Source organism: Megasphaera elsdenii DSM 20460 (genome assembly GCF_003010495.1).
In the GTDB taxonomy this organism is placed as follows: domain Bacteria; phylum Bacillota; class Negativicutes; order Veillonellales; family Megasphaeraceae; genus Megasphaera; species Megasphaera elsdenii.
In genome coordinates, this window is sequence record NZ_CP027570.1 from 845,688 (window position 1) to 857,780 (window position 12,093).

The 12,093-nt window shown below is 53.1% G+C and carries 14 protein-coding genes; 8 read left to right on the forward strand and 6 right to left on the reverse strand.

Going from position 1 to position 12,093, the window contains the following annotated elements:
• Positions 1-35: 35 nt before the first annotated feature.
• The 6 genes from C6362_RS03985 to dnaA all read right to left on the reverse strand — a co-directional run bounded on the left by C6362_RS03985 (position 36) and on the right by dnaA (position 5,357).
• Positions 36-299, reverse strand: a complete 264-nt coding sequence (locus C6362_RS03985; protein ID WP_014015466.1) for a hypothetical protein — start codon at positions 297-299, stop codon at positions 36-38.
• On the reverse strand, positions 277-1,179 hold the full coding sequence (locus C6362_RS03990; RefSeq protein ID WP_014015467.1) for a DUF721 domain-containing protein: 903 nt from the start codon (positions 1,177-1,179) through the stop codon (positions 277-279). Before C6362_RS03990 ends, C6362_RS03985 begins: the two co-directional genes overlap by 23 nt.
• A complete protein-coding gene (gene recF, locus C6362_RS03995) occupies positions 1,160-2,272 on the reverse strand; it encodes a DNA replication/repair protein RecF (protein ID WP_014015468.1) in 1,113 nt (370 codons plus the stop codon). The genes C6362_RS03990 and recF overlap by 20 nt, the downstream gene beginning before the upstream one ends.
• A 2-nt stretch (positions 2,273-2,274) precedes the next feature.
• Positions 2,275-2,490: an RNA-binding S4 domain-containing protein gene (locus C6362_RS04000; protein ID WP_041647081.1), complete on the reverse strand. Its 216-nt coding sequence runs from the start codon at positions 2,488-2,490 to the stop codon at positions 2,275-2,277.
• A complete protein-coding gene (gene dnaN, locus C6362_RS04005; protein WP_014015470.1) occupies positions 2,490-3,605 on the reverse strand; it encodes a DNA polymerase III subunit beta in 1,116 nt (371 codons plus the stop codon). The genes C6362_RS04000 and dnaN overlap by 1 nt, the downstream gene beginning before the upstream one ends.
• 225 nt (positions 3,606-3,830) lie before the next feature.
• Entirely contained in the window at positions 3,831-5,357 is a 1,527-nt protein-coding gene (dnaA, locus tag C6362_RS04010; protein WP_014015471.1) for a chromosomal replication initiator protein DnaA, read from the reverse strand.
• Between the two features lie 385 nt (positions 5,358-5,742).
• Between dnaA and rpmH the strand changes: the two genes are divergently transcribed.
• The 8 genes from rpmH to rsmG all read left to right on the forward strand — a co-directional run bounded on the left by rpmH (position 5,743) and on the right by rsmG (position 12,089).
• Positions 5,743-5,877 (forward strand): 50S ribosomal protein L34, encoded by a 135-nt coding sequence (rpmH, locus tag C6362_RS04015; protein WP_020310268.1) that lies wholly within the window; start codon positions 5,743-5,745, stop codon positions 5,875-5,877.
• A 75-nt stretch (positions 5,878-5,952) separates the two neighbouring features.
• Positions 5,953-6,306, forward strand: a complete 354-nt coding sequence (gene rnpA / locus C6362_RS04020; RefSeq protein ID WP_014015472.1) for a ribonuclease P protein component — start codon at positions 5,953-5,955, stop codon at positions 6,304-6,306.
• Between the two features lie 6 nt (positions 6,307-6,312).
• Positions 6,313-6,522: a membrane protein insertion efficiency factor YidD gene (gene yidD, locus C6362_RS04025; protein ID WP_071821835.1), complete on the forward strand. Its 210-nt coding sequence runs from the start codon at positions 6,313-6,315 to the stop codon at positions 6,520-6,522.
• 57 nt (positions 6,523-6,579) lie between these two features.
• On the forward strand, positions 6,580-7,248 hold the full coding sequence (locus C6362_RS04030; protein WP_036205049.1) for a YidC/Oxa1 family membrane protein insertase: 669 nt from the start codon (positions 6,580-6,582) through the stop codon (positions 7,246-7,248).
• On the forward strand, positions 7,245-8,036 hold the full coding sequence (gene jag / locus C6362_RS04035) for an RNA-binding cell elongation regulator Jag/EloR (RefSeq protein ID WP_014015474.1): 792 nt from the start codon (positions 7,245-7,247) through the stop codon (positions 8,034-8,036). Before C6362_RS04030 ends, jag begins: the two co-directional genes overlap by 4 nt.
• 77 nt (positions 8,037-8,113) lie before the next feature.
• Positions 8,114-9,490, forward strand: a complete 1,377-nt coding sequence (gene mnmE / locus C6362_RS04040) for a tRNA uridine-5-carboxymethylaminomethyl(34) synthesis GTPase MnmE (RefSeq protein WP_014015475.1) — start codon at positions 8,114-8,116, stop codon at positions 9,488-9,490.
• Between the two features lie 12 nt (positions 9,491-9,502).
• Positions 9,503-11,392 carry a tRNA uridine-5-carboxymethylaminomethyl(34) synthesis enzyme MnmG gene (mnmG, locus tag C6362_RS04045; protein WP_014015476.1) on the forward strand — a complete coding sequence of 630 codons (1,890 nt, stop codon included), beginning with the start codon at positions 9,503-9,505 and terminating at the stop codon, positions 11,390-11,392.
• Entirely contained in the window at positions 11,379-12,089 is a 711-nt protein-coding gene (gene rsmG, locus C6362_RS04050) for a 16S rRNA (guanine(527)-N(7))-methyltransferase RsmG (RefSeq protein WP_014015477.1), read from the forward strand. The genes mnmG and rsmG overlap by 14 nt, the downstream gene beginning before the upstream one ends.
• The last annotated feature ends 4 nt before the right edge of the window (positions 12,090-12,093 follow it).

Sequence of the window (12,093 nt, forward strand, 5' to 3'; positions counted from 1 at the left end):
ATTTAGGCAATCTAACACTTTATTATACCTTAAATTCAAACATTTTTGAATACATACCTTGCCTGGCGCAGGCACTTCTGATAACGCCGGACCATCGTTTCCCCCGTGACCGGCAGGGCAAAGACCTGTTCTCCCGTGATGACCAGACAGCGCCAGTCCCTTTCCGGTATCCCGTCGACAGCCACCAGGGGAAGGCACAGGTGCTTGCGGACGGACCGGCCCGGATGACCGTTCAGATTGATGATGGCGACGATATCGCCGGCAGGGATGGAAATCTCACGGCTCAGGTGAAGATACATGGTCGTCTTTCCTCCTATATTTGGCAACGAGGTTCTCAATGAATTTCGGCGGAATCTCGCCGGGAACGCGGCGGGTGATGAGCATGGCCAGAGTGAAATCATCGGCCGCCGTATCGTATTCATAATAGACCTTTTCAATATACGTATAAATCAGGTTCCGGCGGACTTCATTATACGCCTGTTCCACATCGCCTGCCGTCACCGGTACCTGGAGATAAGCGGCCAGGGCTTCCCACGACAGCCAGGGCATGTCGTCGAGGTGGGAACGGATCTGCCGTTTCAAGGCCTGCCGGGCCTCACTGCGGCAAAAGAGACATTCCTTTTCGCCAGGCGCCATCCAGCGGCCGCAGCGGGGACAGGCGGCGAAGCCTTCCAGCTCATAGGCCTTCTTCCGCTTGGCCTGGGCAAAGCGGAGCTGAACGACTTTTTCCCGCAGCCCTTCTGGCAGATGAGCCGTTTCCCGACGGATATGGGCCACCGTTGCGTCATCCAGGCGCACCTGGCTGATAGTCTCTTTAGGAAAGACATCTTCCACCTCGCCTTCCAGGGTCTCATAGACCGTCCGGACCGGCTTCTTTCCCTTTTTGACAAAACGGACATCGGCAATGGCCCGATGCCCGACATAAGAATTAATTTCCTCTATTATTTTATTTTTATACATAAACAAGTAATTCATATAGACCGGGTTCATGACGGCAATGATGACCTGTTTATCCTTAAAATCTAATATATATGAATATTTAGCAATCTGTTCGCCTGCAATCTGCTTCCAGTCCCGTTTGGCCTGGTACAGGTGATAGGGCAAAAGAAGCCGGTTCTGCTCCAATACCTTCGGTATGGCTAAACCGGCTTTTTTTAATTCAAGACTGCGTTCCTCCATGAGACAGCACCTTCCCTTTTTCAATACAAATGGGATGACACCCGGCCATGCCGGCAAAGATGTCCGGCTCCGTCGTCGTAATGAACGTCTGGATACGGTCGCGGACAAAGTCGAGCAAGGCCTGCCGGCGATCCGGGTCCAGTTCGCTCATGACGTCGTCCAGGAGCAATACGGGATATTCGCCCGTCTCGGACTTGACGTATTCCAGCTCTGATAATTTCAAGGCCAGGACGGCCGTCCGCTGCTGTCCCTGGGAACCGTATTTCCGCAGGTCTGCCGGGCCGACGGAAAAGACGAGGTCGTCCCGATGAGGGCCGACGGATGTTGCCTGACGGCGGACGTCTTCTTCCAGATGGCGCTGCAAGAGCGTATAGTACCATTCCGGATCGGTCTGATGGCTCCGGTCGCCGCCGCCGTAGGGCTGAACATATGTTAGGTCCAGCATCTCCTGGCCCCGGCTCAATCGCTTGTGGAGGACGCCGGCCAGAAAGGCCAGCTTGTGCAGGGCCGAAAGCCGCTTGGCTACCAGCGAGGCCGCAAAGCCGGCAATCTGGCGGTCCCATTCCTCGATGGGATGGATGCCTTCATATTTCATTTTCTTCAGCAAGAGATTGCGCTGGGAAATAGCCCGGTTATACTGCAGCAGTTCCTGGTAATAGGACCGGCTGACCTGGGAAATCTCCATGTCCATGAACCGGCGCCGCAGGGACGGGCTGCCCTTGATGAGCTGCAGGTCGTCCGGCGAGAACAGGACTTCGTTGAGCGTCCCGACAAGTTCCTTCTGGGGAACTTTTGTTTCATTGACCCAGAGTTCTTTCTTGGCCGTCTTCGATAAGATGATCTTCAGCTGCTGCCGCGTTTCGCTCCGCCTGAACTGGATGATGACGCTGGCCTGGTCCTGGTTCCAGCTGATGAGGTCGGCGTCGGCTATGCCCCGGTAGGACTTGCCGATGCCTCCCATATATAAGGATTCCAGGAGATTCGTCTTGCCCTGGCCATTCCTCCCGTACAGGAGGATGATGGCTTTGGGAAAAGTGATCACTTCGTCCTCATAATTGCGGAAACGGTGGAGCCGGACCGATTCAATCATCATAATTATTCACCTTTAATCAAATACGTACCGATACCTTTAATTTCGATTTTGTCTCCCGGATAGAGTTTTTTGCGTTTAGCAGTGCATAAATTTCCATTTACAAAAATTTTCTTTTCGTCCAGCAGGAAGCGGATTTCACCGCCGCTCTGTAAAATACTGGCCCATTTCAAGAATTGGTCGAGCTGGATCATCGCGGTCGTAATAGTTACTGTTTCCATCATTTTGTCCTCATAGGCGTTACAACAAATACACAAGACGTATCTTCTTTATCCTGGACCAGCATGGGGCTGTTTTCCTTAGATTTCAAGATGACTTCCGAATCATGGCAATGTTTCAGGATATCGAGGATGAATTTCCCGTTAAAGGAAATATCCAGGCCCTGGCCTTCCAGATGGCAGGGAACGTAATCTTCGACGGTCCCGTAATCGGGATGCTGGCTCATGAGCTTGATCTGATCGTCGGCGACGATGAAGTTGATGACGTTGTACTGGGCATCTTTGGCTACGATGGAAGCGCGTTCGACGGCGCCCGTAAATTCCGCCCGGTCTACGGTGACGACGCACTTGAAGTCACTCGGGATGACGCGCCGATAATTTGGGAACTCCCCTTCGATGAGCCGCGTCCGGATGTAGACATTGCCGAACTGGACGGCCAGGTAATTCCGGACCGCCGTGATTTCTACCGTTTCCGGGATATCCGTCGGCAGCTGGCGGGAAATTTCTGATAACAGTCGGCTGGGGATAACGGCCTGCAGCGGATTATCCACAGGTTCATCCAAGGTGGCCGTCTTCAAAGCCAGGCGGTGCGTATCCGTAGCGACCATGGTCATCTGGTCGCCCTGGACATCGAGGTAAGTCCCCATGAAAATCGGCCGGGCCACGTCGGTGGCACAGGCATAGGACGTATTATCGATGAGGTCTTTCATGACGACGCTCGTCGTCGTAAAGCTGGCATAGCCGTTTTCGACGATTTCGACTTCATTGAAATCATCGGGATTCATGGTCAGACATTCAAACTTGAGTTTGCCGCCTTTGATCATAAGCTGCGTATCGGCATCTTCCTTGATGATTTCGATTTCATCGCTGGGCAGGCGCCGGGTCAATTCCATTAAATACGGATTGGCAATAAAAGCTTCCCCGCCTTCTTCAATGATGCCGGGAACTGTAATCTTGATGCCCATGTCGTAGTCATTGGCCTGGAACTCGATGATACCATGCAGGGCTTTGATAAGCAAGCCGTTTTCAGAAGATATGTTGTTGCTTTTGTTCTGAGCGACTTTCTGGACTGCCTGCAGGCCTTTGTTCAGATCTTCTTTTTTCAGTTTTAGTCTCAATGGGTTATCCTCTTTTCTGCGCTGAGTAAATTAATTAAATGTGAATTAAAAAATAGTAGTCTTAGTAATAGTGGCTGTGAATTTGTGGATAAGTGGAAAAAGTCAGCTATTTTAACCTATCCACACCTGTGGACAATGTGTGGATAAAACGTTGATTTTTATCCACATTTCCACTGTGGATTTCTTTTTTCGACTTATCCACAATGTATGTACAATTTTATCCGCCTAGTTATCCACACCGCGGATTTCATTCATCATCTTTTCCAGATGCTCCTTGAAATGGCTGTCCTTGTCGATTTTTTTCCGGATCTGGGAGCAGGCATGCATGACTGTCGTATGGTCGCGGCCGTTGAAGGCTGTCCCGATATGGGGATAGGTATTCCCCGTCAGTTCACGGCACATGTACATGGCAATCTGCCGCGGCAGAGCGATGTCCTTGGTCTTTTTCTTGCCCATCAGTTCTTTATAATTGATGTTATAGTGCTGGCAGATATAGGTCGTGATTTCATCGATGGTGATGTATTTCTTCTCATCCTGGGCATCCGTAATATAGTGGATGGCATGCTTGACCAGGGGCAAAGTGACGTTGCTCTTGGATTGTGACGCTTCCAGGAGGACACGGATAAAGGCGCCGTGCAGTTTACGGATATTTTCACTGACATTGGCTGCGATATAATTGAGGGCATCCAGGTCGCAGGTGATATTTTCTTTTTCAGCCCAGGCCCGCAAGATGGCCGTGCGCGTTTCCAGATCAGGCGGTTCGATCTGGGTGACCATGCCGTTTTCAAAGCGCGAACGCAGGCGTTCTTCCAATTTTTTGATATCCCGTGGCGGCCGGTCGCTGGTGAAGACCATCTGCTTTTTGTCCTGGTAGAGCTTATTGAAGGTGTGGAAAAATTCTTCTTTCGAGCTTTCTTTATCGCCACGGCCCAGGAACTGGATGTCGTCGACGAAGAGGACGTCGACGTTGCGGTAACGGCGGCGGAAGCTTTCCGTGTTCTTGTCCTGGATACACTGGATAAATTCGTTGACGAAGTCTTCGCTGGTGATACAGAGGAGACGCATATTGGGGAAGTTCTTCAGCAGTTCGTGACCGATGGCGTGCATCAGGTGTGTCTTGCCCAGGCCGCTGCCGCCGTAGATGTAGAAAGGATTCCACTTCTGGGCCGGTGCCGCTGCAATGGACTTGGCCACGGCCGTAGCGACGCGGTTGCTGTTGCCGACGATGAAGTTATCAAAGGTATAATCTTTATTTAAATTATTATTATAAGGGGTTTCATCGGGTTTGACGGGAACGGCTTCTTTGACGATGGGCATCGGAGCCGTATTGTCGTCACTGATGGGCAACTCAGGCTGGACCCATTCTGTCTGTCCTGACGGGACGGAGTGCGTATCCGGGACTACAGTTTCCGTCGGTGCAGGGGTGGCAGCCGGCTTGGACGGCAGAGTAATGGTTTCGGCGACGGCTTCGGACTGGCTTTCCCCGGCAGGTTTCTTTTCCTGGCTTGTGATCAGCTGGACCCGCGTCGGGCGGCCGATGGCGTCTTGGGCGACCGTCTCCAGGATGTCCGTATATTTTTTGCTGACGTAATCGCGGAGAAAATTCGTCATCGTGTCCAATATGAGAAGATTCTCTTCTTCAGAATAAGAGTAGGGAATGATGTTGCCTTCAAACCAGTTGGTAAAAATCTCTTTGGGCAAGACTTGTTTCAGGTTAGCCAGCATTTTTTCCCATAAGCTGAGCAGGTCCATAATAATCCTTCCAATCTGTGCGTAAAATTGTGCGTGACATAGAGTGTACCATATAAAGTGTATATGTGTATAGCCTGAATTGTGGATAAAGGGGATAAGGGGGACACAAAAAGGCGGAAAGACGATAATCATCGAATTTCCGAGGGCTTATCCACTTATCCACAAAATGTGGATAGATTGTTGACAACTTATTTATCTATCCACATTTTACAACAAAACCGAAATTATGGGAAGAAAATTTTCTTGGAATACTTATACAGAAGGTATACGCAAAAAGCATAGGGCTCAAAAAATGGGACTTGACAGCCAGAAGCTGGCTTACTATAATTAACCTGTTATGGTGTAAATTCATTTACTGTCAATGACGACAAAGGAGGTGTCTAGCTTGAAACAGACATATCAGCCGAATACATTGTGGAGAAAGAGAACTCATGGCTTCCGCGAAAGAATGAAGACAAAAGGCGGCCGCATGGTTTTGAAAAAACGCCGCATGAAAGGCAGAAAGAAACTCTCTGCTTAATTATTACGAGATAAACAGAAAAGTTCCGGATGGCGGAATTTTTCTGTTTTTCTGGCATTTTTAGGACAATTACGTATGTATGAACTAACAAAAGAGCAACGGCTGTGCAAAAATCATGAGTACCAGCTCGTATACCGCCGCGGCAAGTCGTATGTCAACCGCCGCGTCGTCCTGTACGTCCTGCCGCGCTCACCGAAACAGCCGACCCGGATTGGTTTCGTAACGGGTAAGAAAATCGGCTGCGCTGTCGAACGCAACCGCTGCCGCCGCCTGATGAAGGAAGTCTATCGCCTGCACCAGTTTGAATTGCGCGATGGTTTCGACTTGGTCCTCATCGGCCGCAGCAGTTTAAAATACGCCGGATACAAAGACGCAGAACACAGCATCCTGCAGTTATTCCGGCATGCCAGGGTATTAAAGAAGAAGTGATGACACATGAAACGGTGTTTCATAGCCCTTATCCGGTTTTACCAGTTGTTCATATCGCCCCTTCACCGGCCGTGCTGCCGGTTTTATCCGACTTGTTCTGCTTATGCCGTCGAGGCCTTGCAGAAGTACGGTGCTGTCAAAGGGAGTTATTTGGCACTAAGGCGCATTTTAAAATGCCATCCCTTTCACAAAGGCGGATATGATCCGGTACCGTAGATCCCTATTTTTACAACTGAACAGGAGTTGAGCGTATTGGGCTTTTTCAGTGGAATAATGGATGTCCTCAGCGGTATTATGACGACATTCATGAATTACTGCTATGCATTTACCCAGAATGTAGGCTATCCGAGCTATGGCGCTGCCATTATCATGCTTACTTTGATCATCAAATTGGTTCTGGCACCGCTTACGGCGAAACAGATCCGTTCCATGGAAGGCATGCAGACCTTGCAGCCTAAGATCAAAGAATTACAGAAGAAATATAAGGGCAATCAGAAAAAGATGCAGGAAGAAATGACCAAACTGTATCGGGAAATGGGCGTCAACCCCTTGTCGGGCTGTCTGCCGATCCTCATTCAGATGCCATTCCTCATCGCTATTTTCTATGCTCTCCGGGAATATCCCTATGACCCGGCTTTCGAAAGCTTCTTATGGCTTCCCAGCCTGGGCCAGCCGGACCCCACATATATCATGCCGGTACTGTCGGCAGTTTCGACTTATTTCATCCAGAACCAGATGTCCGGTGCGCAGGTAGCGGCTTCGGATGCACAGGCCAAGCAGCAGAAGATCATGAAGATCGTCATGCCCTTGTTCATCGGCTGGATCAGTTTGAATTTCCCCAGCGGCCTGGTCATTTACTGGGTTGTTTCTAACGTATTCCAGTGGGCACAGCAGTACCTCATGACCCACCTCAAGAAAAAAGGAGCACGATCAGAAGCATGAGTACCATCGAAACTACAGGAAAAACGATTGAAGATGCCGTCCGTTCCGGCCTGGTACGTCTCGGCAGAATGAAAGATGAAGTCGACATCGAAGTCTTGGAAGAACCGAAAAGCGGCTTTTTCGGCTTCGGCAGCAAGCCGGCTAAGGTACGTATCACCGAAAAAGAAGGCGTACCCGTCGTCCCGGCTATGGAAAGCCAGCTGGAAGAAGCCGAAAAAACGGCGGCTCCGGAAGCTGCCGAACCGGCTGTCCGCGTAGAAGCAGAAAGCCTTCCTCAGGAAGATACGGTACTGGCTGTACCGGAAACGGCCGAAGCTGCTGAAGAAGCCTTCACGGCAGAAGAAGCAGCGGCTAAGGCCAAAGCCTTCCTCCAGGAAGTCCTCAAGAACATGGGCATCGACGTCGTCATCGAAAAGATGATCAAGTCCGATAAAGTCCTGCTTCACCTGCATGGCAAGAACCTGGGCATCCTCATCGGCAAACACGGCCAGACCCTGGACGCACTCCAGTACCTGACCAACTTGACGACGAACCAGGGGGAAACGACGCGTCATTTCATCATGCTCGACGTCGAAAATTACCGCCATCGCCGCGAAGAAACGCTGAAACAGCTGGCTATCCGCCTGGCGAACCGCGTCAAAAAGAGCGGCGACCGCGTTGTCCTGGAACCGATGAACGGCTATGAACGCAAGATCATCCACGTGACCTTGCAGAACGATCCCCAGGTCCGCACGGAAAGTGAAGGCCAGGATCCCTATCGCCACGTCGTCATCTATAGCCAGGAATAAGTATTTAGTTTATGGATTATATAAGGAGCTGTCACATCGAGGCAGCTCCTTTTAGAATATGAAAGGAGTATTGACCTATGTACGATACGACCGATACGATTGCGGCCATTGCCACTCCTTTGGGGGAAAGCGGTATCGGCGTCATCCGTATCAGCGGCAGCCATGCTTATGCGGTCGGCGACGCCATTTTCCGCAGTCCTTCCGGAAAACCCCTGGCCCAGCGCCGGGACCGTTCCATCCAGCATGGTCTCGTCGTCGCCGATGACGGCCGCCCTGTCGATGAAGTACTGATGCTCATCATGAAGGGCCCCCATTCCTATACGGCAGAAGACGTACTGGAAATCCAGTGCCACGGCGGCCGCAAAGCCCTGGAAGAAATCCTCAGCCTGGTCCTGGCCCACGGCGCCCGTCTGGCCAATCCCGGAGAATTTACGCAGCGGGCTTTTGTCAACGGCCGCATCGATCTGGCCCAGGCCGAAGCCGTCATGGATGTTATCCAGGCCAAGAGCCGTCAGGGCCTGACCAGTGCCGTCAATCAGCTCGAAGGCCGCCTGTCCAAGGTCATCGGCGCCATGCGCCATGAGCTGACCGATTTCATTACCCGCCTGGAAGTGACTATCGATTATCCTGAAGAAGACCTGGAAGACATTACGGTCCCCGATGTAGCCGGTGCCATCCGCAAGCAGCTGGCGTCCCTCGATGAGATGCTGGAAGCTTCCCACGATGGCCGCATCATTCGCGACGGCGTCATGGCCGCCATTGCCGGCACGCCGAACGCCGGCAAGTCGAGCCTGCTGAACCGCCTGCTCCAGGAAGACCGGGCCATCGTCACCGACGTGCCGGGGACGACGCGGGACGTCCTGGAAGAATGGATTTCCCTCAAGGGCGTCCCGGTCTGCCTCGTCGATACGGCGGGTATCCGGGAGACCGATGATACAGTCGAAAAAATCGGCGTCACCAAGGCCAAGGCCTACATGGATAAGGCCGATATCATCCTCGTCGTCATCGACAGCTCGCGGCCCCTTTCCGAGGAAGACCGGGCCATCCTGGAGAACACGAAGGAGCGAAATGTCCTCATCGTCCTCAATAAGAGCGACTTGACGCCTGTCGTTGCGGAAAAAGACCTGGGACAGTATGGTCATCCCGTCCTGTCCTTGTCGGCCGGCACCGGGGAAGGCCTGGAAGCCTTGAAAGAACAGCTCCTGTCCCTGGCGTTGTCCCATGCCGATACGGCCGGCAGCGCCCTGCTCACCAACACGCGCCATATCGAACTGGTGCGCCAGAGCCGGGAAGCCTTGAAACGGGCCCTCGATTCCATCGAAGCCGGCATGCCTGTCGACTGTGCCGTCGTCGACCTGCGCGAAGCCTGGGACCTCTTGGGTTCGATTACTGGCGATACCGTTCACGACGATATGGTCGAAGAAATATTCAGCCGATTCTGTTTAGGTAAATAAAGGGGTGGAACTATGTTTGTAGTCGATACATACGATGTCATCGTCATCGGTGCCGGTCATGCCGGCTGTGAAGCGGCCCTGGCCAGTGCCCGTCTGGGCGCCAAGACCCTGATGGCGACGTTGAACTTAGATAATATTGCCCTCATGCCCTGTAATCCCGCCGTCGGTGGTCCGGGCAAGAGCCATCTCGTCCGGGAAATCGACGCCCTGGGCGGGGAAATGGGCATCAATACGGATAAGACCTGCCTCCAGATGCGGATGCTCAATACCGGCAAGGGACCGGCTGTCTATTCGCTCCGGGCCCAGTCCGATAAGAAGATGTACCAGCTGGCCATGACCAAGACCCTGGAAAACCAGGAAAACCTCGATGTCAAGCAGCTCATGATTACGGATCTCCTCGTCGAAGACGGCGCCGTCATCGGGGTCCGGACGGAACTGGACGAAGTCTATAAAGCCAAGTGCGTCATCCTGGCGACGGGGACCTACCTCAAGGGGAAAATCATCATCGGCACCTGCACCTATTCCGGCGGCCCCATCGGCCAGCGCTCGGCCGAAGACCTGTCGGGGTCGCTCCTCAAGGCGGGCCTCAAGCTCATGCGCTTCAAGACAGGGACGCCGGCCCGCGTCGACCGCCGCACCCTGCGGACGGACGAAATGGCCAAACAGGAAGGCGATAAAGACGGCCATGCCTTTTCTTTCCTGTCGGAACGCAAGGACCGCAACAAAGAATGCTGCTGGCTGACTTTCACCAATGAAGAAACGCATAAGATCATCCGCGACAACCTCGATCGGGCGCCGATGTGTAACGGCATCATCACCGGCATCGGCCCGCGTTACTGCCCGTCCATCGAATCGAAAATCGTCCGCTTTGCCGATAAGAAGCGGCATCAGTTGTTCATCGAACCGGAAGGTGAATCGACGGAAGAAATGTACGTCCAGGGCATGAGCACCAGCATGCCCGCTGACGTCCAGTACGCCTTCCTGCGGACCATTCCGGGCCTGGAAGATGTCAAGATCATGCGTCCTGGTTACGCCATCGAATACGACTGCCTGGATCCGACACAGCTCACACCATGGCTGGAAACGAAGAAGATTTCCGGCCTCTTCTCGGCAGGCCAGGCCAACGGCACCAGCGGCTACGAAGAAGCGGCTGCCCAGGGCCTCATGGCCGGCATCAACGCGGCCTTGAAGATACAGGGGAAGGATCCGTTCATCCTGACCCGTTCTGAAGCCTATATCGGCGTCCTCATCGACGACTTGGTCACCAAGGGCACGAATGAACCGTACCGCATCATGACCAGCCGCAGCGAATACCGCCTCATCCTGCGCCAGGATAATGCCGACCTGCGCCTGACTCAGAAAGGCTACGATTTGGGCCTGGTCACGCAGGAACGGTACGACCGTTTCTCGGCCAAGAAAGAGGCTATCGAACAGGGCATTGCCGCCTTGAAAGAGATTTCGGTCACGCCGTCCAAGGCCAACCTGGAAAAACTGGAACGCCTGGGTACGGCACCGATTCACACGGCTATTACGGCCTATGACCTCCTGCGCCGCAATGATGTCGATTATGAAGCCTTGCGGACGGTCTTCGACCTGCCGGAACTGGCTGCCGATGTGGAAGAAGAAATCGAGATCATGATCAAATACGAAGGCTATATCAGCCGTCAGATGGAACAGGTTGAAAAGATGAACCGCCTGGAACAGAAGAAGATGCCTGCCGACATCGTCTATGCCGATATCGATACCCTGTCGGCCGAAGCCCGGCAGAAACTAGACGAAATCCGGCCCTTGTCCCTGGGCCAGGCCAGCCGTATCTCCGGCGTCTCGCCGGCGGATATCACGGCCCTGCTCATCGTACTGGAACAGCACAGCCGGGAGGAAAAAAATCATGTTTCGCAGTGAATTAGCACAGGCCCTGAAGGCCATGGACCTCAGCGTATCAGAAAGCCAGCTGGCACAGTTCTGCACCTTTGACGAAGCTTTAGTCGAAACGAACAAGGTCATGAACCTGACGGCCATTACCGATCCGAAAGGCGTCGCCATCAAGCACATGGCCGACAGCCTGTCCTGCTATGACCCGGCTTATTTCAAAGATGGCGCCAGCGTCCTCGATCTGGGGACCGGTGCCGGCTTTCCCGGCCTGCCCCTGCTCATTTACCGGCCGGATCTGAAGGTGACCTTCTTCGATTCCCTGCAGAAGCGGCTGACTTTCCTGGAAAAGGTCGTTTGCGATTTGGGACTGACCGCTTCGTTCCTCCACGGCCGGGCTGAAGAAATGGCCCATAAACCGGAATACCGCAGTGCCTTCGATATCGTCACCAGCCGGGCCGTGGCCCGCCTGAACATCCTGGCCGAATGGGCCCTGCCTTACGTCCGGACCGGCGGCTATTTCATTTCCCTCAAAGGGGCCCAGTATGAAGAAGAACTGGCGGAAGGCGAAAAAGCCCTGCAGATCCTGGGCGGCAAAGTCGCCGAAGTCCGGCCGGTCCGCCTGCCAGGCCTGGACGATGTCCGCGCTGTCCTCTATATCGAAAAAGTAAAGGAAAGCCCCAAGAAATATCCCCGCAAGCCAAAGATGGCTGCGAAAAATCCCTTATAGAGAA

Coding starts and splice junctions, on each gene's coding strand:
- C6362_RS03985 (WP_014015466.1), bottom strand. CDS start 299: ATGTATCTTCACCTGAGCCGTGAGATTTCCATCCCTGCCGGCGATATC.
- C6362_RS03990 (WP_014015467.1), bottom strand. CDS start 1,179: ATGGAGGAACGCAGTCTTGAATTAAAAAAAGCCGGTTTAGCCATACCG.
- recF (WP_014015468.1), bottom strand. CDS start 2,272: ATGATGATTGAATCGGTCCGGCTCCACCGTTTCCGCAATTATGAGGAC.
- C6362_RS04000 (WP_041647081.1), bottom strand. CDS start 2,490: ATGGAAACAGTAACTATTACGACCGCGATGATCCAGCTCGACCAATTC.
- dnaA (WP_014015471.1), bottom strand. CDS start 5,357: ATGGACCTGCTCAGCTTATGGGAAAAAATGCTGGCTAACCTGAAACAA.
- rnpA (WP_014015472.1), top strand. CDS start 5,953: ATGTATGAACTAACAAAAGAGCAACGGCTGTGCAAAAATCATGAGTAC.
- yidD (WP_071821835.1), top strand. CDS start 6,313: ATGAAACGGTGTTTCATAGCCCTTATCCGGTTTTACCAGTTGTTCATA.
- C6362_RS04030 (WP_036205049.1), top strand. CDS start 6,580: ATGGATGTCCTCAGCGGTATTATGACGACATTCATGAATTACTGCTAT.
- jag (WP_014015474.1), top strand. CDS start 7,245: ATGAGTACCATCGAAACTACAGGAAAAACGATTGAAGATGCCGTCCGT.
- mnmE (WP_014015475.1), top strand. CDS start 8,114: ATGTACGATACGACCGATACGATTGCGGCCATTGCCACTCCTTTGGGG.
- mnmG (WP_014015476.1), top strand. CDS start 9,503: ATGTTTGTAGTCGATACATACGATGTCATCGTCATCGGTGCCGGTCAT.
- rsmG (WP_014015477.1), top strand. CDS start 11,379: ATGTTTCGCAGTGAATTAGCACAGGCCCTGAAGGCCATGGACCTCAGC.